The organism is Treponema parvum, assembly GCF_017893965.1.
GTDB classification, from domain to species: Bacteria; Spirochaetota; Spirochaetia; order Treponematales; family Treponemataceae; genus Treponema_D; species Treponema_D parvum.
Genome location: NZ_CP054142.1, coordinates 1,815,423 through 1,840,963 on the forward strand (window position 1 = coordinate 1,815,423; position 25,541 = coordinate 1,840,963).

Genomic DNA, 25,541 nt, shown 5'->3' on the forward strand with positions numbered 1-25,541 from the left:
CGAAGACCTGGCCGTCTTTCAAAATGGGGTTTATTCTTACCTCATTTATTTTTTCAGCCTGTTTTTTGTATTATAAAGCTATCCTGTGGGTTAATCTGTATCTTAAGATACAGAAGAGAGTATTTTTTAACATATAGTAGTCAGCATCATAAAGTATGGCTCAGTATATAATGCAGTAACCCTAGAAGAGAAAACGTAATTTCTTAATCAGGCATCCGTTCAGAAGAAGAAAACTAATGCATCCGCAAAGACAACGCTGCGCATCAATATTTACACTGCCCTAAATATTTTTATATACTCAAAACGATGAAAAAACTTATTATCATTACCGGCGCAAGTTCCGGGATAGGAAGAGAATTTGCAAAACAGCTGTATTTTAAACTGCCCGCCGACGAAATGTGGCTTTTGGCGCGCCGAAAGGAAAAACTTGACGCGTTAGCAAAAGAACTGCACTCTCAGACAAAGAACACAAGCGGCGAAAAAAAAGGCATGTCCGTCCGCAGCGTCGAAATCGACATAGGCGGTAAAAAAGGAGCGGCGCATTTTAAAGAGCTTTTAGCACAGGAAGCGTCTAAAAACGATATTTCGATCGCCATGCTTGTAAACAACGCCGGCTTCGGAACTTACGGGCCTTTTGAGAACACGGACACGGAGCGCGAAATGGACATGATAGACCTTAACTGCACGGCTCTTACAGGCATATGCGGCTACGCGCTTCCTTTTATGGCAAAAGGATCACAGATAATAAACGTATCGAGCCTTGCAGCCTTTATGCCGCTCGGAAATTTTGCCGTATACGCGGCGACAAAATCCTATGTCTTAAGCTTTACACAAGCGCTCGCCGCAGAAGTTTCGGATAAAGGCATAAAGGTTTGCGCTCTATGCCCCGGATCCGTAAGCACCGAATTTGCAAACGTGGCTTCCAACGGCGCAAGAAAAGAAGTTCTGCACGGACTTTCGGCTCCCAAAGTGGTCTCCCACTGCTTAAAAAAATCTACAAAGGGAAAACATTCTGCAATAATGTCCGCAAAATGGGCTGTTACGGCTTTTTTGAGCCGGTTCTTCGGCAGATATTTTATAGCGCGCCTCACATACAAGTTTGCAAAACGTCCCGCAAATCCTATGAAAAACCGGTAAAATTACGGCAAATATTCGCTTTTGATATTTTTAAGGGCGGCAAAAAGCCGCTCTTTTTTTGCGCAGCTTCCGTCGGTCAGCGTTTCAAGCTTAGCCCTCGCTTCCTTTCTAAGGGAATTCGTTTGATGATCGCAGGTGCAAACCTCGCTCATATATCCGCGGTCTTCGGCATGTTTTTTTATAAGCGACTCGGGAACATAGCAGAGAGGCCGAATTACCGTTACCGAATATTTTTCATACTTTAACCTGGGCGGCATAGTGGAAAGCTCGCCCTGTTCCAGAGCGTTCATAAGCAAAGTTTCAAGAATATCGTCAAGATGATGACCGAGCGCAATCTTGTTAAAGCCGTTTGAAAGCGCATATTGCAAAAGCTCCGTGCGGCGTTGAGTAGAGCACCACCAGCAGTTCATCTTTTGCCCCTGTTTAATCCTTCCTAAAACATTTACATAGATATTTTCGGTTTTTACCCGCCACGAGTCGAATAATAAAGATAACTCAGGGGTTAAAGGCTTTGTGATCTCCGACGAAATATGAAGAGCCGTAAAATCAAAATCTGCCGAACGTCTGCGGCGGCGATTGGCAAAGTATTCGATAAGCGCCGTAGAATCCTTTCCGCCCGAAGCTCCTACAAGGATGCGGTCGCCTTTTTCTATCAAAGCGTATTCAAAAACGGCTTTATCGATCAGACGGAACAAAAGCGGTTGCGGCATAACGAGACTATACACTTTTTTACGCCGTTTTGCTATAATTTCAGTATGGATCTGGAAATGCTCAAACTGCGCGCCGTCACCATACAGCGCATCCGTGATTTTTTTATAAAAAAAGGATTCCTTGAGCTGGACACTCCGGCCTTAAGCGCGACTCTTATTCCCGAAAGCTGTATTGAAATTTTTAAAACGGAATACATTGAGCCTTGGAGCGGCATAAGCCGTCAGCTTTACCTTGTCCCCTCCCCTGAAATTTATATGAAACGCGTAATAGCCCAGCACAAGACGGATGTTTTTCAAATTTCAAAATGCTACAGAAATATAGAATCCATGGGGCGCATTCATAATCCCGAATTCACAATGCTCGAATATTACACTATGAACGCCGACTATAAAATTTCAGCGAAATTGACCGAAGAACTAATAAAATACATAATTCCCCCTATAAAATCAGGAAAAGACAACTGGAGTTTTATCCGCCCGCCGTTTGCTTATATGACGATGGACGAAGCATTCGAAAAATTTGCAGGATTTAAACTGTCCGACGCGCAGGAACAGGCGGACTTGGTATATCACGCAAGAAACATGGGAATTGCGGAGCCTGCGGATGACCCCTTTGAAAACCGCTCGTGGAAAGATCTTTTCGAATTGATTTTCGTGCAATGCGTCGAACAAAAACTTTCGGAAAACAAGGCCACTGTCGTCATGAATTATCCCGTGCAAGTTCCCTGCCTTGCAAAAGATATTCCTGCAGAACAGGGAGGAAAAGTATTATGGAAGGAAAGATGGGAGCTGTATGCAAACGGAATGGAAATTGCCAACTGCTATACCGAAGAAACGTCGCCCGAAAAAGTGCGGCTCTTTTTTGAAAATGAAAGCAAAGCAAAAGCGCGGCACGCAAAAGTAAAACACATGGTCGACGCCGGATATTGGAAGATATTTAAAAATTTTCCCGAATGCTCGGGAGTTGCCATGGGCATGGACAGGCTTATCGCGCTGATATCGGGTCACAAGGCTATCTCATCCGTATTGCCATTCATGCTGTAATTCATTAGAATATAAGAATATTTTTATTTTGAGAGGAAATTATGATCAGAGGCGGTGAAATAAACAAAGGCACAGTCCTTTTAATTAAAAACGCTCCGTATCTTGTAGTGGAAAGAGAATTCGTAAATCCGGGAAAAGGAACCGCATTTGCACGCTGCAAACTTAAAAATTTAAAAGACGGCTCGGTTTTAAGTCAGCAGGTATTTAAAACTCCTGACATGGTCGAAGACGCAACCGTAGAGACAATCAACGCCCAGTTTATGTATTCCGAACCGGAAAACCATATCTTTCAAAACACCCAAACATTCGATCAAATTTCAGTTCCCGTAGAACTTAATCCGGACTTGAAGTATTATCTCCGCGACGACGTGGATTACCAGATAGTTATCTGGGAAGAAAACCCGATCGACGTAAAAATTCCGCAAAAAATGGTCTTTACCGTAGCCGAAAGCGAAAATTACGTAAAGGGTGACACCGTAAGCGGCGCTACAAAGCCCGTAACTACCGAAACCGGCCTTACCGTACGCGTTCCGCTTTTTATCAAGCAAAACGAAAAGATAATGATAAACACGGAAACAAATGAATATTTGGAGCGCATAAACAAATAAATAATATTTAGTTGCATTTATTAACTCTTAAATATAAAATTAATATATGCTGATATATTTTTTTACAAACCAACCCAAAGTTTGCGAAAAAATTGCCGACAAGCTGGAATCTGCCGGATATCAGACAATCGTATTAGAAAATCAAAAAATGTTTTTTCACCTTTTAAATTCAAGCGACGAAAAGCCTTCGCTGTTTGTCATGGATTATTCTATGTTTCAGCACGACGTGCTGAACATATACCGCTACATGAAAGAAAAAAATCGTATCGTGCCTCTGATATTTTACAATGACCCGTATCCCGACGAAACCGTCCGCGCGCGTTTTTGGATGTATCAATGCCGCACGCATTTCAAAGATTTGGACATAAGCCCTCTAAAAGACGCGTTTTATATCATCGCGCAGGCGGTCGATTCCAAAGAATTAAAGCCGTATATTCCTCTAATTCAAAAACCGCTTCCCTTCCATGACAAAGAAATCGACAATAAGATGCAAAGCCCGCCTCAAAAACCGGACGGTATAAATATTTATGAATTAAGGAAAAAGATGAAAATGCCGCCTTCGGTTTTTCATCTTTTTGAATTTTTATACGAAAGAATGGGGATTTTTGTTTCTGTTGACGAACTGAGGCACACCGTACTATTAAACGGAAGAACAGCGTGCCCGGGAAGCGTGTCTTCTTATATTTCCCGCCTACGCGCGTGCTTAAATCGCTGCAAAAACTGCAGAATGGATATTTTATATTCAAACAAATGCTATAAATTAATCTGCTATTAAGGCGGATACAGATAAATTCTTCATACCGGCAGCGGCAATCGCCACACACACCGCCTTTAAAACAAAAAAACTGCCGCAAAAGCACAAACGCTGCGGCAGCCTTTTAATTTATGCAAATATTTTTTTGCAAAACTATTTATTCAATGAAGCGGAAATGCGTTCAAGCACCTTTTTACGGTCAAGTGGTTTTATGATGTAATTTTTTGCTCCGAGAAGCAAAGATTTTTTTACCAATTCCTCTTTTCCGAGAGCGCTGACCATGATAACTTTTGCGTTTTTATCAAAAGCCATTATCTGCTCAAGAGCCGTAATTCCGTCCATCTTGGGCATAGTTATATCCATCGTAACCAAATCCACGTTCGGGAACAATTCCTTGTATTTATCAAGTCCGTCTTTTCCATCTTCGGCGGTTGCAATCACTTCATAACCTTCGCTCGCAAGGATCTGTCCGAGTTGTTTTGCGACAAATAATGAATCATCTACGATAAGGACACGGTATTTGGACCCGTCCGGCTTTACACCCTCGGGCGGACGTTCGTTGATTGACGGAAAATCTTGTTTTGTTTTCATATCGTTACTCTCCCCAAATTATGTGCGTTCCCTAATAGAAACATTTATTTCAACTTTACCGTATTCCGTTATAAGAGGTACTATAAGAGCCTCAATATTTTCGGAAGAATTTCCGCTTAAAGCGGCAATTTCCATTTTTTCGCCTACAAAAAGAACCGGAGGCGTAAGATCAAATTTAAAACCCAGTTCGTGAAGCTTGGTTACGGCCTGCGCCGTGATGATGTTCGCCAATTCGCTGATCGTAGCCTTCGCAAGATCGTCAAAACTTGTGAGAGTTTCGTTGTTCATTTTTGAAGCGATCTTAAGAGCGGTATCCGATGTCATGTCAAAAAGAACACGGCCTTCTACATCGCCTGCAAGTCCCACCAAGGCGGCAACGCCCATCATAGGCATCGCGGTGGATTTTAAATACAAATTTCCGCGTTTTACATCAGATCCGTCGAGAACCTCTTTTAAGACATTGTATGAAATCTCAACAAAGGGGTTAATATACTCTACACGCATACATATTTCTCCTTATAAGTTTATTATTGTTTGCTGTAAATGAAAAGAGAATCTATCATCTTCTCTTCCCATCCGTGTCGGGCGGACAATGATTCATTTTCACCTAAGACGACGATTCCGTTTCCTTTCAGCTTTTCGGCAAAGTCGTCAATAAGCGGGTCTTGCACGTTTTGCGGAAGCAGAGAAACAACATCGCGCGCAAAAATGATATCAACCATAGGAAGTACGTTGGTATTCGAACAATCATGGTATTCAAACATTATAGAATCTTTTATTTCTTGAGTAAACGTATACTCACCGTTGGCTTTATGGGTTACGTACGGAGCATACCAATCGTTTGCAAAAGACGCTTCTATGGACAAAAGAGGCGCGTTGGATACATTTAGAAGATCCTTATCGTGAGCGTAGATTCTGATCTTGGCTTCCGGATAGCGCTTTTTAAGAAGGCAAGCTAAAGAATACGTTTCATGTCCCTTGCCGCATCCTATGTTCCATACGATGATCTGTTTTGCAACGTTATCCGGCAACAGTTTATAGATGTTATCCGCCAGAGCTCGCGGCCACCAGGAAGACGAACCCTTCGACCAAAACGGACCGAGAAATTCGTCGGCCTTTTCTTTATTTTGAAGCTGCGTGGTCTTTCCGGCGCAAAGTTTAACCCATTCGGCGAAACGACGCTTTACCCAGCTTTCATTTATATGCGACACATAAAATTCTTCGATCGCCTGCAAATCATGAACAATAAAGTTATAGTCCTTGTCGCTTGCTTCGGAAGAAGCCGCTGCTGAAGCGGCATTAGCCGGCGATGAAGAGGGAACTGCATTTGCGGCACTTCTGCCTGCCGGCGCCGCTGCGGACGGCTGCTGTAAAACCACAGGTTTAATTGGTTTTGCAATTTCGGCGTCGATCTTTCCGCTGAAAATTCGATCTATGTCAAGCAAGATATACAGCTGCCTTCCGCTTTCAACCACTCCGTAGATATATCTTATGCTTATATCGCCGAACAAGGGATGAGGCGGCTGAATGGTGTCTTTTTGAATGCCGACTACGGAATGAATTTCATCGACGACGGCGCCGAAGGTTTGCTCTCCTACTGTTACGATAAGCAGGTTTTCCAGCTCGTCGATTTTCTTGGCCGGCACGTCGATATTAAAAAACAGTCTGAAATCTATGATCGGAATAATATCGCCGCGGAGATTATACACTCCTACAACAAAGGGCAAAACATTCGGAACGTAGGTAAAGTGTCCAACCTTCGCTATTTCCTTTATTTTCATTATATCGATAGCGTAATCTTTTCCGGCTAACGAAAACGTTATCATTTTAAAATCAACGGCAGAAATTTTTTCTTTTTCGGAATTTTCGTCGTCCTTATCAAGCAATTCAGTATCCGTCTGATTTTTAACGGCTAATTCGTTAGAAGCATCCATAATTTCCTACACTCCTCCGGCAGCGACAGCTTTTTGTGCATCTATTTCCTGACTCACGCCCAAATCAAGCAGCTGCGATACGTCGATAATCAAGGAAACAGAGCCGTCCCCCAAAATGGAGGCGCCGGCGATTCCCGGCGAATCCGTAAATTGATCGCGAAGCGGTTTAATAACCACATCTTCTTCACCTATCAAGGCGTCCACCATTATTCCAAGCTTTTTATTCTGAGCGCCTACGATAACTATATAGTGATATTCTCCTGAATCGTCTACGGGAATATTAAACAGCCGGTTAAGGCGAAGTATGCTGATAACCTCGTTGCGCACATTCAGAACTTCGTAATTGTCAATGGTGCTGATTTCATCCAAATGCACGCGGCGGCTTTCTATTACGGACGCAACGGGTATGGAATACACTTCTTTTCCGACGCGCACCAAAAGTCCTTGTATGATGGCGAGCGTGAGCGGCAGACGAATGCTGAACGTAGTGCCCTTTCCCAATTCCGAAGAAACGGTAACCGTTCCGTTAAGTTTGTCGATCATCGTTTTAACAACGTCAAGCCCTACTCCGCGGCCAGAAACGTTAGTTATCTTGTCGGCTGTGGAAAAACCCGGATGGAATATGAGCTGTGCGGCTTCCTGTTCGGTAAGAATCTTATCAGGATGAATAAGTCCGCGCTGAACGGCTTTTTCTTTTACTTTTTTAATGTTAATGCCCGCTCCGTCGTCGCTTATGTCTATATTGATCATATTGCCTTCGTTTGCGGCTTTTAAAGTAACGGTACCGGTTTCGCTCTTGCCGGCGGCGACACGGTCGGCAGGCGACTCAACTCCGTGGTCTACGGAATTGCGGACACAGTGCATTATAGGATCAAGCAGATCGTCAACGACAGTCTTGTCCAATTCAGTCTCTTCACCTTCAACTACAAGGTCGATCTTTTTATTGAGATCCCTCTGCAAATCGCGCACTACGCGCGGGAAGCGGTTAAATATCTGGCTTATGGGAACCATGCGGATCTTCATAACGCCTTCCTGCAATTCTCCGGTAATACGCCCCAAATTTTGGGTGGAAGCACGGAATTTGAGCGCAAGACCTTTAAAAGAAGTTTCAAAGGCGTCGAAGAAGGAATAAATATCTCCGAATTCCTGAGTTATTGCCGTCTGAATGTCCTTTACGGAAGCGCCGTTTTGAACTTCCTGAAAATATTTGGAAATCTGTTCAAAAAGACGGTGGATACGCTCTTTATACGCGAGTTCCAGGCTCTGGAACTGTATCTGCTGTTCGGAAAGCTGATTAGACTGCTGATTGAATGAAGCCTTAGTTATGACGGTTTCGCTTACCAGATTCAAAAGATAATCTATGCGCCTGGAATCCACGCGGAGAATCGAACTTGCGGCGGACGAATGCGAAGGAGCTGCCGCGGCCGTTTTAGGCTTATCTTCGCCTTTTTCATCCGTAGAAGATTTTTGAGAAGCCGCGGGCGCCGCTTCCGTCTGAGACGGCGCGGCCTGCGCTGACGAAGAAGCTGCCGCGCTCGAAGACTGGGCTTCGGCGGGTTTGGAGGGGGCTGCGCCGGAAGGCTGCTGTTGCGCCTGACCTGAAGACTGCGCCGCGCCGGAAGCGTCCGATTTAATCGAATTTTCCGTCAATTCCTTTGCGTCGGTGCTCAAAGTAACGTCGCTTAAAAAGGCGATGTCTTCCAATTTCTCTGCGGAAGATTCGGTAGCTAAAAAATAAACTACGGTAGGATAAAATTCATCCTCGTATAAAGCGTCAAAATCCGGAACTGTCTTTAAAACGGTGCCGCAAGCCTTGAGTGCTGAAAATACTTGAATTCCGCCTACGGAATTCATCGGATTATTTTCGTCAAACTGAACGGTAACGGTCCATAGGCGCTGCTTTCCTGTACAGGCTCTTTTAAGCTCCGTGTACTCGGCTTCGGTAACAAAAACCGCCTGACCTTCCTGATTCGGCGCGGCGGCAGGAGAAGAACTTGCCGCAGGTGCGGGAGACGCTTGAACGGCGATAGACGGCTTGGAGGAAGACTGCGCTCCCGTTTTACCCTTGGTTTTATCTTTTGCGGGAATAAACGCATGAAGTTTGTCCAAAAGCGGCGCGACGTCGCCGTCGTATACGGTTCCGTTCGAACGCGCCTCAAGCATATTTTTAATTACGTCTATGGAATTCAGCAATATGTCTACGACATTTTCGTCTACCTTTAACCGGTCGGAACGCAGCTCGTCAAGTACGTCCTCGACGCTATGAGTGAAGGTAGCCAATTCGTTCATCTCTACGGTGGCTGAACCACCTTTTAGCGTATGGGCGGCTCTGAATATTTCATCAATGGCTTCATGATTTGAAGGATCATTCTCTATAACAAGAATATTGCTTTCAAGATTTTCAACCTGTTGCTCGGCTTCCGAAAAAAAGTCCTTCAACAGTTCTTCATTATTAGCATCCAAATAATCACTCATACTTTTCTATTCTATCGGAAAGCAAAAGGATGTCAAGAACAAACGGCAAAATGGACGAATATTTATATAAAAATCATTGAACACGAAGATGGACGGAGCGGAAAATTTCAAGGAATTGATTAAATCAGTCTGTGCAAATAAGATATTCATGCCGATAAGATAAACGGGGATTTATAAGTATGAAATTTCGTAATTTTTACCGTATTTTACAAAGCGCTGTGCGACTGTGTTTTGTATTAAGCCTGTTTTTATACGCGGAGCGCATAACGGCGATGACTTCGTTCAGCGGCCAAGCCGGTGCCAAAACGGATATTAAGTCGGACGCAAACTCGGATTATTTTGATCCGACTATGAATTTGCAGTCTTTTTTTTCAGGGCAATTTGATTTTCCCGGGAACGTCACAGTCCGCTCGGAATTTTCAATTGAAACGGCCGACATGATCTCAAACGGTATTTTCAAAGATACTGACGCAAAATTCAAAATCGACGAACTTTCCGTTACAAAACAATTTTTATTCGGGAATTTTTCTAATTTTTTCAGTTTATTTGCGGGAACATACGAGCCCATAGGTTCGGACATATTTTTAAGACGGCACTTCGGCATAGAACCGATCGATTCCATGCTCACGCAAAGCTGGCTCGGGCTGAAAAGGTCTTCCGTGCTTCCGTTTTACGGAATAGGGGGATCCTATATACTTCAAACCGATATAGTTCCGTTTGCGGCTGGAACCTTTATATACGTAAATCATCAAAACACCGATAAATACGAATTCAATGGAGATCTCAGGTTCGCCTGCGCATTTAATAATTTTTGTATGGATGCGGCGGGAGGAATAGGAGCGCCTCTTAAATCGGAAAATTCAAACGGCGACACGACGTTCCTCGTCATAGACGAACTATATTTGCATGCGGGCATGGAAATGTTCATAGGCAATAACTACCGCGGCGGTATTTTTGCGGAAGCGGGATTTAAAGACGTAAAACTTACGCGCAACGGCAGCATGGACGTAGATTTTTCTGAGGACGACCTTTACCTTTTGATCGAACCGCGAATAGTTTTCCGCTATGCGAAGCTGTATTTAAGCCTGTTCCGTTTTCCAAAAGAAACGGTAGACTCTCTTTTCTTTATAGACGACTCGCTGGGCGTCGACGTCGCGCTTTTTACGGACAGCATACGGTCAAAAAGGAATACCGTACAGTTGGGCTCGCATCTCAGCGTTTCATGGGCTGAAAAGAATTTAAGCTATGTAAAAGACATCGCGGATGACGTAAAAAAAGCCGCGAAAGAAGAAAAAAACGTCAAAGTTTCTCCTTTCGTAACCGTATCGGCGCCGTCCTGTATTTTTCAAACCATGATACAGATCGTCGTCACGAATATAAAAAACAGACGGGAAAAAGCGGTTACGGCAAACGTAAGCTGCAAAAAATTCTTTTAACTAGTTTGCCGGTTAAGTTCCGCAGTCTCTTTGTTTCCTCGAGCAATTCGCCCTCCGGTTAAAAATGCAAATATAGGCGGACAAATTGTTTTCAATACCATCCCGTACAAAGTCCCTAGTATAATTGTCAGAATACCTGCGGCTAAAAACTGGACTAAAGTTAATATTCCATGAAGCGGAATAATTTTTTGGCTGATTTTATTTATTGCTGTTCCTAAAAACGGAGCATGCACCGCATACAGAAAAAAAGAAAAACCGGATAAATAATCCAATTTAGAATAAAGCTTTTGATTCCTAATAAAATAACCTGAAATTTTTAGAAAAAACAGACATGAAATAAGCGTACCGATAAAACCGAAACGATATTTTCCTGCAAAACATACGTCAAAAACAACTGCAAGAATAAACAACACAATATATTCATAAAGCTTTACTTTATCCGCTATTTTAAAGATATCTATTTCATATTTTACAGTGTAATATCCTGCAAGGTAAAAAAACAAAGCTCTTGAAGAAACGGTAAATCCCAACGGGATTTCTCTCAACGCTGCAATAAAGACAAATACGGGTAGTATAGCGGACAATTTTTCACATAATAATTTTAAAAGAGGAGACAGAATTATGAATATCATCAAATCCCTCAAAAACCAGAACTGATATACAAAAGGAAGTCTCAGATTATCGTCCGAGTCATAATATGTAAAAGCTCCAAACCAATCTTTGTAGTTCCAATTTTTTATCACATTTATCGGATTGTTAAAAAAATCTGCCGTCTGTGGAATCGATTGTCCGACAAAAAACATCAATATTGCTATAAAAGTCCACAAAACATAAGGAAGAAACAATGATTTGCTTCTTTTTTTCAGCAAGGCAGGATACGTATCCGCTTTTGAAAACTGTAAAATCGATGCGAAAAAGAAAAAAAGAGGAACGGCGGCTTCTCCTAGCGTTCCGCAAACAATATTCTTAAAAACCTCGATCCAATACGGCTGTGCAAAATCATAATGATAATAATTTATTGCATTATCAGGGGTCAAATTAGCATGAATAAATACCACAAAACATATCAATAAATATCGCAGACTTGTTATCCGTTTTGAATTTATTTCATCCAACATATTTCCCTCAGTTTTTTCCGCTACTTAAAAATGCAGACGCGAAAAACGTTTACACGCTTCGTTTACGTCTTTGTGATGCCCGAATGCGCTGAAGCGGACAAAGCCTTCGCCCGCAGGGCCGAAGCCCGATCCCGGCGTTACGACGACGTTACATTCGGCAAGAATTTTATCGAAGATTTCCCAACTCTTATATCCAGGGAAAAACACCCACAAATACGGAGAATTACCCGTGCTGTAAACCTTTACGCCGGATTTTTTGAAATTTTCGGCGGATAACGCGGCCGTCATTGTCTTGACATTTTCAAGATAATAATCGATAAGGCTTTTCATTTCCGAAAGTCCCGTCTCGTCGAGGGCGGCGAGAGCTCCGGCCTGCGCAATGTTGGAAGCGCCGTTAAAAAGAGTCGTCATCACGCGGTTCCAATCGGAATGAACAAGACTCCCGTCGGCAAATTTCAGTTTTTTAGGTACGACCGACCATCCGAGCCTTACGCCGGTAAAACCCGCCGGTTTTGAAAAAGAATTTATCTCTATCGCGCAATTTTCGGCGCCGGAAATTTCATATATCGTTTTAGGCAGAGACGGATCGCGTATAAAAGCCGAATAAGCCGCATCGTATATTATGACACACCCTCTCTTAAGCGCATAATCCACCAGATGCTCTAATTCTTTTTTAGAAGACGCAGCTCCGGTAGGATTGTTCGGAGAGCAAAAATAGATGACGGAATCGGGAGGAACGACAGACAGGTCGGGGAAAAAATTATTTTCAGGAACACAGGGCATGTAAACGATACCCTCGTAGCCCGTTCCGTCCTGTTTCATTTTTCCCGCCGCGCCTATAACGACTGAGCCGTCCACATAAACCGGATACGCCGGATCTTGTACGGCAATTTTTACGTCTTTACCGAACAGAACTTGAACGCGCGCTATGTCGCATTTTGCGCCGTCGGAAACGAATACCTCGTCCGGAGAAATCATATTCGGGTAAAAAACTTGAGCCAACTTTTCTCGGAGAGCGGCCATACCCTGTTCGTCTCCGTAACCGGAATAGCCTTCAGGCGTTGAAAGAGCGAGCGCATAGTCCGACATGGCCTTTGCAATGTGCGGCGTAAGAGGTTCCGTCGTGTTCCCTATTCCAAGACTTATTATAGAAGCGTCCGGATGACGAGCAGCAAATTCGCGGCGGCGTCTGGCAACTTCGGGGAAAAGATATCCTGCAGTTAAATTGGCAAATCCTTTGTTTCTGTTTATCATAATGCGATCTTACAGGAAACGACGTTGTTTAGCCAATAGGTTAAGCGCTCAGGCGATTCCGCCCCAGGGAATATTCAAATGCAAACATAAATTTTCGTATTTTTCCGATTCGTCGTTTCCGGAAAATCCCGTAACGAAAAGCGATTGATCGGCGGTATGTTCCTGCAATAGATCTGAAACTGCGCCGAAAATATCGGCGTCTTCTTTGGGCGGAATTTGAGCTGTCGTTTTAAGCGCCTGGCGCACTACCCCTTCGCGGGAATCCACAACGGTAATGCCGGCCCCGGCGCATTCCTCTATCTCTTTTTTAAGATGAACGAAATGAGTACAGCCCAAAACGATTGTATCGCAGCCGGAAGAAATAAAAAAATCCGTGGCGGGGCGCACAGCCTTAAGCCTTTCCTCTTTGTCGGACGTAAAGAATTTGTTTTCTACAAAATATACGAGATCCGTGTCGGCTCTAGGCACGAGTCTGCAGTCGGAAGCAAAATTTTCACAGAGTTTTTTTGTATACCGGTTGGAAACGGTTCCTTCCGTTGCAAGAAGCCCTATCACGCGGTTTTTTGAAACCTCTGCGGCAAGTTTTATCGCAGGAACGGTTCCGATTATAGGCACGTGCGGGAAACGGGAACGCAGAATATCAAGAGACGTCACCGAAATAGTATTACAGGCGATGATGATCGCATCGGGGTTCCATTTATTTAAGATCAAGGATACGCACTTTGAAGACGATCGGACTATGTCGTCGGCGCTCTTAACTCCGTACGGAAAGTGCTTTGTATCGGCAAGGTAAACGCAAAAAGCTTCAGGGCATTTTTCCTTGAGAAACTGCATATAAGGGATACCGCCGGTGCCCGAATCAAAAAAAGCGAACTTCAAGGACATACAAGACTTCCGAAAAGACTGTTAAAAGCGTCGCGGGCGCTTTGTCCCGCATCGGCGCCGTTTTTACCCGCAGCTCCGTTTTTTTCCGAAATCCCTGAAAAAACGAGCTTTATCGTAAAATTATCGCAAAAATTGGATTTTTCTTTATCGCGCACAAGCTCGCTGACGGTTTCGCGGCAATCGTAATAAGATCCGGGCGAATAAAAGCGGCAGTTTTTGCACGAATGCAGATCCGCGCCGCAGACCGGACACTCGGAAGTACGGGAAATAAAAGTTCCTTGAGCAATAGAATTTCCGCATTTCCAACACATGGATGATATTTTATACGTTTGACTAAAGCGGCGCAATACCGTAGGATTATCGTATGTTTCAGCAAACTCCATGTCATGTTTCTTCCTGTCTTAAAGCGGAATTGTCTTCTTTTGACGACAGCGGAAATATAATAGGAACGGGCGGCTATTGCCTAGATCACATTCCCGATCCGGAAAAGGCGAAACAGGATATTTTGGCTTATATAAGCGCACATGAAAAAATCATAGGTCTTAACGCTTCGGGAATCACTTTTTGCGATCTTGATTTCAGCGGCAAAAAATTCTACGGCTGCAACTTTCAGCACTGTACTTTTTCCAACATAAAAGCCGAAGAGATGAGAAGCCGCATGAGCGTTTTTGATTTTTCTATCTTTACGGACTGCAATCTGCTTAAATCAAACATACAGTTCTGCTCGTTCGGCGGATGTACGTTTTCACACACTCTCCTTACAGGAAGCGACCTTGTTCAAGACAATTTCTGCGGTCTTAAAGCGTTTCAGTCTTCCTTTGACGACACGGATCTGTACAATTCCCGTTTTATAAAGGCGGATCTGATCGATACTTCCTTTAGGAACTGCAACATAAAAAAGACGGTTTTTTGGGAAATAAAGCAGGAAAACGCTTCTTTTAAACTGTCAAACACCCGCGAAGCCGAATTTGACAGAAGCGGAAGCGAATTATTTTCTACGGCGGGACTTTCGTGAGGTAAAATGAAAATTTATTTTTATCTTAATATCACGGGGTTTTCAAACTGTTATCTTGTCGTAAACGAACACACAAAAGAGGCTTTGATCGTCGACCCCGGCAAGATCACAGGTCATATGATCGACCGACTGGAAGGCGACGGTTATGCTTTACGCGCAGTGCTTATAACGCACAATCATTCAAGTCATGTAAAAGGTCTTCAAACTCTTTTAAAAATTTACGATCCTAAAATTTACGCGGCGGATCTGGACGTAGCCCAAGAAAGGACGACGGTCTTAAAGGCGGACGGTCATATTCTCGCTGCGGGACTTAAAATTCAGTATATGTCGCTGCCGGGACACACAGCCGATTCCATGATCTATAAGATAGGACAGGTAATATTTACGGGCGACACTGTTTCCGCCGGAAAAATAAGCTCGACAGGCAGCTTGTACAGAAAAAAAATGCTCATAGAAAACATAAAGACCAAGATATTTTCACAACCGGACGACACGATACTTTTGCCCGGGCACGGCCCTATAACGACGGTAGGGACTGAAAAACATTTTAACAGCGATATAGTGTTGTGATTTTCAGCGGACTGTAAGCCAGACTCTGCCCGCGTTAAAACGCCATCTGTCAAACGCATACGAATCCAACACGGCGGCGGCATCCTCAAGACCGGCGGCCTTTGTTTTTATGATGTAATCGGCGCTCGCTTTCTGATTTTTTTGAACGGAAACCCATGACGCACGGGCCATATAATACGGTTGAAGCTGAGAAAGCGGTTGCTGCATGAGATAGGCCATCGTCTCGTTATGCATAAGATAAGTGTCGTTTAAATCGTATTGAAGTCCCGGCTGGGTAGACCAGAACTGATGCAAAAACGCAAGGGCGTTTTGATCCATCGTGTAGTAAACGGCGGCGACGGTATTTCTAAAATCCGCGTCGGTAAAAAATATTCCGTGCCAGCCTTCGTGTGCGGTAAAGGTTCTTCTAAGCCATTCCTGGGATTCCTGCGAAATCGAAATAACAGCACCGCACCCTGCGTCATAAGCGCCGTCGCTCTTATTTACGATAACTCCGTTTTCCAAAAGAATGTCGCGCAAAAGGTACTCCTTTTGATTTAAAGCGAAGCCTTGTTTATATGCATCCGAAAAAAAATTCGCCAAAGAAACGGCGCCGTAATCGTACGCATTGTATCCGTGCAGGCTGCCGAGCTCTGAGTCCGTAAGCAGCTTGCCGCGGTAACCGCTTTTTTCCGCATAAAACGCAAGCCGCCTAAAAAAATCTCTCTGTATCGAATAAGACTTTACGTCAAAGAACAAAACCCCCGGAAACTGCGGCCATTCAAAAAGCTCGTAGTCCTGTCCCCTCCACGTGCGGCGCTTCCACGATATTACAAGACCGGGATCGCAAACATAGGGGCGAAGCACATTTCCGTCTTTTTTTCTAAGCAGTTCCGAGGGCGCTGCTTCCATCAAAACGGATGAAACCAAAGAAGAATTATCGCCGAGCGACACCGTATCGAAGGGAGACTGCAGAGCCGCCGCAGGGACGCACTGGGTAAGCCCCTGCCCTTGGATGCCTGTATAGTAAAAGGTAAGTTTTTCTCCTCCGAACGATACAGTCACGGGAATGATCTTGGCATTGGGTGCTGCGAAAATTTCAGCTGGTTCGGCGGATGCTGACGATCCGGGCACGGCTGTTTTTCCGACGGATTCGGCAGATGAGGCCGTGTCGGAAACTCCGGCGCCTCCCGGCATCGCGGCGTTTTTTTCAAGCTCCACTGCGAATGTCCCCTCGACCGAAGCCCCTTCCGCAGGCGCAAAGCCCACTTTTATAAGCGGCATAAGCGAATCGGCCGTATTTTGCACGGGGAAAACGGACTCTGCACCTGAAAAGTCAAAAGAACGCAGGGCGCTCCCCGCAGTTCCGCCGTTAGGAGCGAAGGCAAAAAACATTTTACTTTGATCCCATCCTACGACCGGACGAATAAGGCTCGCTTTGACAAATGCGGCGGGCAAGGCGCTGTAAACAAAAAAGCCTGAAGGAATTCGGAAATTTCTATCGTCTTTTTCCCGCGAAAAACAAAGCGCCAAAGTAAAACGCACGTCCTTTTCGGAAGCAAAGGAAGCAAGATCTGCGCTGAAAAGAGGCCTTCCGCCTATTTCTTTTTTAAGTTTTCCGAACGATGCAAAATCTTCTTCGTATAAAAATCCCATCGAAAAGGTTTTTTGCAGTTTTGAAGTTTTAAGCAGCGAAAGATTTTTCGGAGAAAGTTTTTTAACCGCAGCTTCAAGCGCAAATGCGGCTCCTCCGTTCCTGCCGTACTGAAGTTCCATGAGAGACTTTTGTTCTTCGGTAAAGGCAAAATAAGCGTAAGACGACCGGACATAAAACGGACCGGATGGAAAAAACCGGCCGGAAGACCGATCGGCAGACATATGTGATGAAACGGTAGGCCTTCCTCGTGGAATAAAAGCCTTTTTTGCGTTGCGGTTTACGGCGTATAAAGACGACGGAACGATTTGTTGGTCTTCAAAAGCGATTTGAAGATGTGAAATTCCCCCTGAATTGCGCACGAGAGTGAACAACAAGGCAAAAATCGATATAAACAAAGCGGCAAAAGCGATCACGGCCGAGCGGTTTTTGTTCTTACCTCGTTCAAAAAAACGTTTTATAAGCAATTTTATTACTGAAATTTTCTTGGAAAAGAAAAGAAAAAGCGATTTCATAAACGAATACTACACCGTTTGGCCAAAAAGTGCTATACTTTTTCGTTATGGCGTTTTTTATAGTCCCGCATCCTTCGGACAGGATTTTTCTTGCGGACATGCAGAAAAAGCTTTTGCACAGCATAAACAAGTGTAAAACAAACAGGATTTTTCCGTATTTTCCGTTATGGCTTGAGCTTGACGCTATTGGCTCTATTGACGCCGCAGCGGAGACCTTCAAAAACCGTCCTGATGTTTGCACGGAAAACTTTCAGGATTTTAGCGGCGAAGAAACGGGCGAATCTTACGCAAAACGAATAAAAGATGCTTTAAAAAAAATAAAGGACGGGATTTCTCTGGTGCAGACAAAAGACGTCGTCGTAAACAAAAACGGCGTTTTACTTTCGTTTACGGTAGAATTCGATAAAAAAAGCTATGTTCAAAATATGACGCTCGGAACTTTTGATATTGAGCCTAGGTCGCCTTTTTTTGAAAATATCGTTCCCCGTGAAATAAAAGACGAAACACGCGTTGTTCTTCCTAAGAATTTCCGCGTATTCGAGATAGCGCACGTTAAAAAAGAAGGATATTTTTGGAGCGCCGACGGTTCGCTCTGGGTAAAGTTAAAAAAAACTCAAAACTAAATACCGGATTTTGCCACGGTGTCGGCGAACATAGGCGCACGTCAGTGGAAATCGGCGGAGCCAGAGAACTCCGACGGACAAAAAAGATTTTAAACCGCGCCGTATTTTGCATAGTACGCGTCGATTTTTTCCTTTATCTTGTCTGTGATAATTCCGCCGGGAACATGCAAGGCTTCTACGACGTCTTTCATGGAAACTATCGCACGTGCGGGGAATCCGTATAAATTTGTGATTTCTTCAAGAGCGCATTTTTCGCCCTTGCCCTTTTCCATACGGTCAAGGCTTACTATGAGACCGACTATTTTAACCGAATCCGGAGACGAACACTGAGATTTTATGACGGGCAATGTTTCTTCTATAGATTTGCCCGAAGTCGTAACGTCTTCGATCATGACAATCCTGTCGCCGTCAATTATCTTGCTTCCGAGTAAAATTCCCGTGTCGCCGTGATCTTTTATTTCCTTTCTGTTCGAACAGTAGCGAATTTCTTTGCCGTAAAGACGGCTGTAAGCGATTACCGTTGCTACGGCAAGCGGGATTCCCTTGTAAGACGGGCCGAACAATATGTCAAAGTCGTCTCCGAAATTTTCACGGATCGCTTTTGCATAAAATTCCCCGAGCCGCACAAGCTGCGAACCTGTAACGTATGCGCCCGCGTTCATAAAAAACGGAGAGAGCCGGCCACTCTTAAGCGTAAACTCACCGAATTTTAAAACCTGCGACGATATCATAAAATCTATAAATTCTTTTTTGTAGTCTTCCATGACAAGATAGTAACATAAGGATAATTTTAAAGTCCACAGATATTCGGCGGCGGCAAAGACGCAGCCGAATTTGATTTTCAACGCAAAAAATGATATAATTTTGCGTCAAATGCAAATATTTCTTTGTTTTTCAGAAAAATAACGCGTTTTTCATTTTTTATGGAGAATGATAAAAAGCACCGGCTAAAATACCGCCGCTACTTTTGTTAAACAGGCTTGAAACTTCGTTGCGAGAGCCTGCAAAAGTTTTTATGGGAGAAGCCATTTATGGAACAAAACATTACCGAAGTTATGACGCATCTGGTCTTTCAGATTGCAGTGATCATTTTTGCAGTGCGGATATTCGGAAATCTGGCGGAAAAAGTCGGTATTCCTTCCGTCTTAGGAGAACTGGTCGCAGGAATAATAATAGGGCCGTATGCGCTCGGAACAATTCCTTTGCCGGGATTTGCAGACGGACTTTTCCCGCTCAATTCGGCTTCACTTGCGGTAACTCCGGAACTTTATTCGTTTTCGATACTGGCATCGATCATTCTCCTGTTTTCGTCGGGAATAGAAACGGATCTTAAACTGTTCCTTAAATATTCCGTTACGGGTGGAATAATAGGATTCGGCGGAGTGGCCGTTTCTTTTTTGCTCGGGAATATAACCGCGATGATCATGCTTAAAACAAATTTTATGGATGTGCGGAGCCTTTTTTTAGGAATTATGTCTACGGCGACTTCAGTAGGAATCACGGCGCGCATTCTCTCCGACAAAAAAAAGATGGATTCGCCCGAAGGCGTTACGATACTTGCGGCGGCCGTCTTTGACGACGTTTTGGGAATCGTATTGCTGGCGGTAGTCATGGGAATCGTTTCCGCCCTCTCTGGCGGAGCTGCGGTTTCAGGCGGAAAGATAGGACTTATCGCATTCAAAGCGTTTTCCATATGGCTTGTTTTTACCGCGCTGAGTATAATTTTTTCAAAGCAGATCGCGCGTTTCGTACGGCTTTTTGGCGGCTCGTCGGACTTTACCATAGCCTCGTTCGGCATTGCGCTGGTGCTTGCCGGTATTTTCGAAAAGCACGGACTTGCGATGATAATAGGAGCATATACGACAGGCCTTGCCCTTTCGAGCACTGAAATAGCTCCGGTAATACAAGAAAAAATCCACGGAATATATAAGTTTTTTGTGCCTATTTTCTTTGCCGTAATGGGTATGAGCGTAAACATAAGGGAACTCGCAAATCCTGCAGTTCTCATATTCGGCTTTGTCTATACTGCCCTTGCTATAATCGCAAAAATAATAGGCTGCGGCGGACCCGCCTTCCTGTTGGGATTCAATTTGAAAGGCGCAATAAGAATCGGCGCAGGCATGATTCCGCGCGGCGAAGTAGCTCTCATAATCGCCGGAATAGGACTTACGGCCAAGGTAATAGATCAGGAACTTTTCAGCGTAATAATACTGATGACTCTTGTAACCACTCTGGCGGCTCCCCCTCTTTTAAATGTGCTTTTAGGAATAAAGGGACGCGGCACCCGCAAAGAAATAAAATCGTCCGAAAGTCAGCAGTTTATTTGGGACTTTAAAGACGAAGAAATCGCTACTCTTATCCTTGACATGTTCATAGAAGAATTGCGCAAAGAAGGTTTTTACATTCAAATGCTCAATATAGCCGAAGGTGTCGCGCAGGCGCGAAAAGGCGACGTTTCTCTTGCAGTCGCTGCGGAAGGTTCGAAGCTCAATATTCAGACGGCTATGGAAGACATGGGCTTTGTAAAGGGTGAAATATATGAAGTTGTCCTCAGACTGAATAATTCGCTTTGCTCGCTCGAAGCCCTAAAAAACACAAACGCCCTAAAACAGGGACTCATAAATTCCGAAAACCGCGTGGAACCGGCTATTATAAAAGTTATTTCAAAGGACGTTATAAGCAGTGAGCTTAAAAGCACAAACAAGGAAGATGTGCTTGAAGAACTTGTTTGGCTGCTTGAAAAATCGGGCAAGGTGATCGATCACAAAGCCGTTCTTGCGGACATAAAAGCGCGTGAAAATATCATGAGCACGGGGCTTGAAAACGGCATCGCGCTGCCGCATGCAAAGTCGGACGGCGTAAAAGAGATCTGCGTAGCCTTCGGTATAAAAAAAGAAGGACTGGACTTTAATTCGCTGGATAAAAAACCCGCCAAAATATTTGTGATGATAGTTTCCCCGAAAAGCGGAGAATCGCCTCAGATGCAGGTAATGTCGTCGGTAACGGGCATCCTGCAAAAAACCGAATTGCGCGACAAGCTTCTTGCGGCAAACGGCGCGGATGAAATTTTATCTGTCATAGAATCCGTGAATAAAAAATAGGCCTTTTGAAAAAGACGCCGTCCTTTTCAAGCCGCGAGAGACGCGGCTTGAAAAGCTGCAAACAGACTTCACAAAATCTTCGCCGCTCACGCACGCTCACAATCGCCCTTACTACAAGCGCTCCGCGATTTTGTCTATAAACTGCCAAGAATCCAGAACTTCGGTCTTGCCCTGCGCTATTCCGGCCAGATCGCCCGTCATATAGCCGCTTTCGATGGTTTTTATCGTAGCATCTTCGAGTTTACGGGCAAAGCCGCACAGATCCGGAGTGCCGTCAAGTTCTCCGCGTTTTGAAAGCGCCCCGCTCCACGCAAAAATAAGCGCGACTGGGTTTGTAGAAGTTTTTTCGCCTTTCAGATAGCGGTAATAATGCTTTTGAACGGTTCCGTGAGCGGCTTCATATTCAAAAACGCCTTCAGGGTTTACAAGAACGCTCGTCATCATAGCAAGACTCCCGTTAGCAGAAGCGAGCATGTCGCTCATGACGTCTCCGTCATAGTTTTTGCATATCCATAAAATTCCGCCCTCGCTTTTCATAATCCTCGCGACGGCATCGTCGATGAGAGTGTAATTGTACGACAAGCCCAGTTTTTCAAATTTTTCTTTAAACTCTCTGTCATAAACAGTCTGAAATATATCTTTAAAAGTTCCGTCATAAGTTTTTGAAATAGTGTCTTTTGCGCCGAACCAAGCCGACATTTTTTCATTAAGAGCGAACATAAAACAACTTCTCGCAAACGCCCCTATGGAAGAATCCAGGTTATGGATTCCCTGTATGATCCCGGGAGAATCCATTTCCATAATTGTCTTACGGATGATTTTTCCGTCGTTTCCCGTAAATACAAGTTCGGCCTTGCCCGGACAGTCGGTTTTGATTTCGCAATTTTTGTATACGTCCCCGTAAGCGTGCCGCCCTATGACAATGGGTTTTTTCCAGCAGGAAACCGTTCCGTGCAGATTTGAAGCCAAAATCGGTTTTCTAAAAACCGTTCCGTCAAGTTCAGCGCGGATTATTCCGTTGGGACTTGGAGTCAGACGTTTTAATTTATATTCTTCGACGCGTGCGGCGTTCGACGTGATCGTAGCGCATTTTACGCCTATCCCGAGACGGCGAATAGCTTTTGCGGATTCGTAAGTGATCTCATCATCGAATTCGTCGCGGTTTTTAAGAGCCAAGTCGTAATATTCGGTCTTCAATTCGACAAAGGGATACAAAAGTTTGTCTTTTATAACTTTCCACAAAACACGGGTCATTTCGTCGCCGTCGAGTTCGGCGACAGCGTTTTTCATGTAAATCTTACTCATAGCGTTAAATTATACATAGACGGCGCGTACCGTGCAAGGCGGAATTTGAACCCGAGCCGGAAAACCGCCCTCCAGAAACCGAGCCGAAAACCAACCGCGACCGGGAATCAAACGCAAGCGGGAACCGATCGCTCAGGGAAACCGACGGGGCCTCGCCCATAAAAACCGCGCCGGCAAATGTCGAAAAATTACGGGAAAGTTATAGGAAAGACTGCGCTCCCGAAAGCGTCCTGCCGTCCACACGACAAAATCCGCCGTTTCCTCAGCAACGCCCCATTTCCTTCTCCTGCCGTTCGCCGCATATTTTAATCAAGGATATTGAAAAAACGCCGGATACGGTATATTTTATCCGTAAATTATTTGTTTCTAAACAAAACGCGGGGTTCGGCATGATAAAACTGTATGAAGGCGGCGCATATCTTTTTGACGGAATAAAAATACTTTCGGAAAAGGAAGCTGCGGGAGAACTTTCCCGAAGGCACATAACAAAAGACGAAGCGAAAAAAGGTACAATCGCTTATTCCATCCTAAAGGCTCACAACCATTCCGGCAACATGAACGATTTGCGGCTCAGATTTGACGCTATGGCTTCCCACGACATAACATTCGTAGGAATTATACAGACGGCGATGGCTTCCGGTATGAAGGAATTTCCGGTTCCCTACGTACTGACAAACTGCCATAATTCCCTTTGCGCCGTAGGCGGAACTATAAACGAAGACGATCATATGTTCGGCCTTTCCGCATGCAAAAAATTCGGCGGAATATTTGTTCCCCCGCACATAGCGGTTATACATCAATATATGAGAGAAGCCATGGCCGGCTGCTCAAAAATGATCCTAGCTTCGGACAGCCACACCCGCTACGGAGCTCTTGGAACCATGGCGGTAGGAGAAGGCGGAGGAGAACTTGTAAAACAGCTTTTGCAAGACACATACGACATAGCTTATCCTGAAATTGTGGGAGTTTACCTTGAAGGAAGCCCCAGCCCTGCCGTGGGACCGCAAGACATAGCACTGGCCATTATAGGAAAGGTATTTAAAAACGGCTACGTAAAGAATAAGGTAATGGAATTCGTCGGACCGGGAATCGCTTCGATGTCTGCAGATTATAGAAACGGAATAGACGTTATGACCACGGAAACCACATGCTGGTCGTCCATATGGAAAACCGATGAGGAAATAAAAAATTACCTTATAACGCACGGCCGTGAAAATGAGTACAAGGAACTTAATCCTTCCGCCGTCGCCTATTACGACGGGATGATCCGCGTAAACCTGTCCGAAATAAAACCCATGATAGCTCTTCCGTTCCATCCGAGCAATGTTTACACAATAAAGGACTTTACAGCGAATGCAGGCGATATACTGCGCACGATAGAAAAAGATGCCGAAACAAAATTCGACGGCAGGGTAAAACCGGATCTTACCGGCAAACTTAAAAACGGCAAATTTCACGTTCAGCAAGGAATAATCGCAGGCTGCGCAGGAGGAAACTATACGAACGTCATTCAGGCGGCGCACATTCTTAAAGACAAAAACTGCGGCGACGGAGAATTCTCTCTTTCCGTTTATCCTTCGTCGCAGCCGGTCTATTTTGAACTTGTAAAAAACGGAGCTCTATCGGACCTCATACAGGCGGGAGTCACCGTAAAAACCGCCTACTGCGGCCCTTGCTTCGGCGCCGGCGACACCCCTGCCAACGAAGCCTTCAGCATACGTCACACGACACGGAATTTTCCGAACCGTGAAGGCTCGAAGCCCGGTAACGGACAAATTTCTTCGGTGGCGTTGATGGACGCGCGCTCAATAGCGGCTACGGCTGTCAACAAAGGAATTTTAACTTCCGCTGAAGACATCTCAGACCTCTCGGAAGCAAATGCGTATACCGAATATCATTTTAACGAAAACATATACAAAAACAGGGTTTATCAGGGATTCGGAAAGGCCGAACCTTCGGAAAACCTCGTCTACGGCCCAAACATAAAACCGTGGCCCGAACAAAAAGCTCTGTTTCCGAATATACTTTTAAAAGTTTGTGCAAAGATAATGGACGCCGTCACTACTACGGATGAACTGATTCCTTCGGGGGAAACTTCGTCGTACCGCTCAAATCCGATCGGCCTTGCGGAATTTACACTGTCGAGGCGCGATCCTGAGTACGTAGGCAGGGCAAAGGCCGTGTTTAGCGAAGAAAAGGAACGCTCAGATGATCCGGCGGCTTTTTCCAAAACAAAGACTGCGAAAGAACTTTTAAAACTGATCAATTCCGTTCCGGGCTGTGCCGACATCGATTTTAATACTATAGAAATCGGTTCCGTAATTTACGCCGTAAAACCCGGAGACGGTTCCGCACGCGAACAGGCGGCAAGCTGCCAAAGAGTCTTAGGAGGACTGGCAAACATCGCGCGCGAATATGCTACAAAACGATACCGTTCGAACGTCATAAACTGGGGAATGCTGCCGCTCCTTATGGAAGGCGAGCCTGATTTTGAAAACGGTTCTTACATATTTGTGCCTGAAATTCTAAAAGCCCTTGACGGCGACATGCAGCACATTAAGGCGTACGTTCTTCCATCTTTGGAGAAAAATGAAGGTTCCGGAAAAATAAAACAGATAGAATTTCACATAGCGGAACTTACGGAATCCGAAAAACGGATAATAAAAGACGGCTGTCTGATCAACTTCAACAGGAACAGAATAAGCTGATTCGGCATAAATCGCGTAAACTTTAACTCGAAGCTTAGTGCGACAAAGCCGGCCGCAAAAATCAACAACCTCGCCGCAGATTCGCAGCAAAGCTTAAAGCGGCGTCAACGTATTGAACTCTCCGC

General features: G+C 44.6%; 22 protein-coding genes. 10 read left to right on the forward strand and 12 right to left on the reverse strand.

Translation table 11 applies throughout. The features are described 5' to 3' along the window. The first annotated feature begins 306 nt into the window (after positions 1 to 306). Positions 307 to 1,137, forward strand: a complete 831-nt coding sequence (locus HRQ91_RS07995; protein ID WP_210119060.1) for an SDR family NAD(P)-dependent oxidoreductase — start codon at positions 307 to 309, stop codon at positions 1,135 to 1,137. Between the two features lie 2 nt (positions 1,138 to 1,139). On the opposite strand, the gene HRQ91_RS08000 is transcribed toward HRQ91_RS07995, so the two are convergent. Continuing rightward, a complete protein-coding gene (locus tag HRQ91_RS08000; RefSeq protein ID WP_210119061.1) occupies positions 1,140 to 1,847 on the reverse strand; it encodes a tRNA 2-thiocytidine biosynthesis TtcA family protein in 708 nt (235 codons plus the stop codon). Positions 1,848 to 1,892: 45 nt separating this feature from the next. Here HRQ91_RS08000 and HRQ91_RS08005 point away from each other — a divergent pair, with 45 nt between their 5' ends. From HRQ91_RS08005 to HRQ91_RS08015, 3 genes are read left to right on the forward strand one after another with little or no spacing between them, the layout of a single operon-like run. Next, a complete protein-coding gene (locus HRQ91_RS08005; RefSeq protein WP_210119062.1) occupies positions 1,893 to 2,891 on the forward strand; it encodes an amino acid--tRNA ligase-related protein in 999 nt (332 codons plus the stop codon). A 41-nt stretch (positions 2,892 to 2,932) separates the two neighbouring features. Beyond that, positions 2,933 to 3,499, forward strand: a complete 567-nt coding sequence (gene efp / locus HRQ91_RS08010) for an elongation factor P (RefSeq protein WP_210118213.1) — start codon at positions 2,933 to 2,935, stop codon at positions 3,497 to 3,499. A 46-nt stretch (positions 3,500 to 3,545) separates the two neighbouring features. Beyond that, on the forward strand, positions 3,546 to 4,274 hold the full coding sequence (locus tag HRQ91_RS08015) for a hypothetical protein (RefSeq protein ID WP_210118212.1): 729 nt from the start codon (positions 3,546 to 3,548) through the stop codon (positions 4,272 to 4,274). A gap of 132 nt (positions 4,275 to 4,406) precedes the next feature. On the opposite strand, the gene HRQ91_RS08020 is transcribed toward HRQ91_RS08015, so the two are convergent. Genes HRQ91_RS08020 through HRQ91_RS08035 form a run of 4 tightly spaced genes read right to left on the reverse strand, consistent with a single transcriptional unit; the run spans position 4,407 to position 9,253 of the window. Further along, positions 4,407 to 4,844, reverse strand: coding sequence for a response regulator (locus tag HRQ91_RS08020; protein WP_210118211.1), 438 nt, complete (start codon positions 4,842 to 4,844; stop codon positions 4,407 to 4,409). Between the two features lie 18 nt (positions 4,845 to 4,862). Then, entirely contained in the window at positions 4,863 to 5,348 is a 486-nt protein-coding gene (locus HRQ91_RS08025; RefSeq protein ID WP_210118210.1) for a chemotaxis protein CheX, read from the reverse strand. Between the two features lie 23 nt (positions 5,349 to 5,371). Then, positions 5,372 to 6,778 (reverse strand): CheR family methyltransferase, encoded by a 1,407-nt coding sequence (locus tag HRQ91_RS08030; protein WP_210119063.1) that lies wholly within the window; start codon positions 6,776 to 6,778, stop codon positions 5,372 to 5,374. 6 nt (positions 6,779 to 6,784) lie between these two features. After that, positions 6,785 to 9,253, reverse strand: coding sequence for a chemotaxis protein CheA (locus tag HRQ91_RS08035; RefSeq protein ID WP_210119064.1), 2,469 nt, complete (start codon positions 9,251 to 9,253; stop codon positions 6,785 to 6,787). A 179-nt stretch (positions 9,254 to 9,432) separates the two neighbouring features. Between HRQ91_RS08035 and HRQ91_RS08040 the strand changes: the two genes are divergently transcribed. Continuing rightward, the gene (locus tag HRQ91_RS08040; protein ID WP_210119065.1) at positions 9,433 to 10,689 is read left to right on the forward strand and encodes a hypothetical protein; all 1,257 of its coding nucleotides are present in this window, start codon (positions 9,433 to 9,435) and stop codon (positions 10,687 to 10,689) included. On the opposite strand, the gene HRQ91_RS08045 is transcribed toward HRQ91_RS08040, so the two are convergent. Genes HRQ91_RS08045 through HRQ91_RS08060 form a run of 4 tightly spaced genes read right to left on the reverse strand, consistent with a single transcriptional unit; the run spans position 10,686 to position 14,329 of the window. Next, positions 10,686 to 11,807, reverse strand: coding sequence for an acyltransferase family protein (locus HRQ91_RS08045; protein WP_210119066.1), 1,122 nt, complete (start codon positions 11,805 to 11,807; stop codon positions 10,686 to 10,688). The two genes, HRQ91_RS08040 and HRQ91_RS08045, sit on opposite strands and share 4 nt — an antisense overlap. Positions 11,808 to 11,831: 24 nt before the next feature. Continuing rightward, positions 11,832 to 13,061, reverse strand: coding sequence for an LL-diaminopimelate aminotransferase (locus HRQ91_RS08050; protein ID WP_210119067.1), 1,230 nt, complete (start codon positions 13,059 to 13,061; stop codon positions 11,832 to 11,834). Between the two features lie 48 nt (positions 13,062 to 13,109). After that, a complete protein-coding gene (murI, locus tag HRQ91_RS08055) occupies positions 13,110 to 13,946 on the reverse strand; it encodes a glutamate racemase (RefSeq protein WP_210119068.1) in 837 nt (278 codons plus the stop codon). Further along, positions 13,937 to 14,329, reverse strand: coding sequence for a hypothetical protein (locus HRQ91_RS08060; RefSeq protein ID WP_246473193.1), 393 nt, complete (start codon positions 14,327 to 14,329; stop codon positions 13,937 to 13,939). Before HRQ91_RS08060 ends, murI begins: the two co-directional genes overlap by 10 nt. Here HRQ91_RS08060 and HRQ91_RS08065 point away from each other — a divergent pair. Together HRQ91_RS08065 and HRQ91_RS08070 are read left to right on the forward strand one after the other, a co-directional pair. Continuing rightward, a complete protein-coding gene (locus HRQ91_RS08065) occupies positions 14,311 to 14,961 on the forward strand; it encodes a pentapeptide repeat-containing protein (protein WP_210119069.1) in 651 nt (216 codons plus the stop codon). The genes HRQ91_RS08060 and HRQ91_RS08065 overlap by 19 nt on opposite strands. Before the next feature lie 6 nt (positions 14,962 to 14,967). Beyond that, positions 14,968 to 15,531, forward strand: a complete 564-nt coding sequence (locus HRQ91_RS08070; RefSeq protein ID WP_210119070.1) for an MBL fold metallo-hydrolase — start codon at positions 14,968 to 14,970, stop codon at positions 15,529 to 15,531. A 3-nt stretch (positions 15,532 to 15,534) separates the two neighbouring features. Here HRQ91_RS08070 and HRQ91_RS08075 read toward each other — a convergent pair whose 3' ends face one another. Then, complete coding sequence (locus HRQ91_RS08075) at positions 15,535 to 17,679, reverse strand: hypothetical protein (protein ID WP_210119071.1); 2,145 nt, start codon at positions 17,677 to 17,679, stop codon at positions 15,535 to 15,537. A gap of 47 nt (positions 17,680 to 17,726) precedes the next feature. On the opposite strand from HRQ91_RS08075, the gene HRQ91_RS08080 reads away from it, so the two are divergent. Beyond that, complete coding sequence (locus tag HRQ91_RS08080; protein ID WP_210119072.1) at positions 17,727 to 18,302, forward strand: hypothetical protein; 576 nt, start codon at positions 17,727 to 17,729, stop codon at positions 18,300 to 18,302. Between the two features lie 89 nt (positions 18,303 to 18,391). Here the strand turns inward: HRQ91_RS08080 and pyrE are convergent, their stop codons facing one another. Next, on the reverse strand, positions 18,392 to 19,147 hold the full coding sequence (gene pyrE / locus HRQ91_RS08085) for an orotate phosphoribosyltransferase (RefSeq protein WP_246473194.1): 756 nt from the start codon (positions 19,145 to 19,147) through the stop codon (positions 18,392 to 18,394). Between the two features lie 186 nt (positions 19,148 to 19,333). Between pyrE and HRQ91_RS08090 the strand changes: the two genes are divergently transcribed. Next, positions 19,334 to 21,403 (forward strand): fructose PTS transporter subunit IIA, encoded by a 2,070-nt coding sequence (locus HRQ91_RS08090; protein WP_210119073.1) that lies wholly within the window; start codon positions 19,334 to 19,336, stop codon positions 21,401 to 21,403. Between the two features lie 111 nt (positions 21,404 to 21,514). Here HRQ91_RS08090 and HRQ91_RS08095 read toward each other — a convergent pair whose 3' ends face one another. Continuing rightward, positions 21,515 to 22,708, reverse strand: coding sequence for an NADP-dependent isocitrate dehydrogenase (locus tag HRQ91_RS08095; protein ID WP_210119074.1), 1,194 nt, complete (start codon positions 22,706 to 22,708; stop codon positions 21,515 to 21,517). A gap of 389 nt (positions 22,709 to 23,097) precedes the next feature. Between HRQ91_RS08095 and HRQ91_RS08100 the strand changes: the two genes are divergently transcribed. Further along, on the forward strand, positions 23,098 to 25,416 hold the full coding sequence (locus HRQ91_RS08100; protein WP_210119075.1) for a hydratase: 2,319 nt from the start codon (positions 23,098 to 23,100) through the stop codon (positions 25,414 to 25,416). Positions 25,417 to 25,541 lie beyond the last annotated feature (125 nt).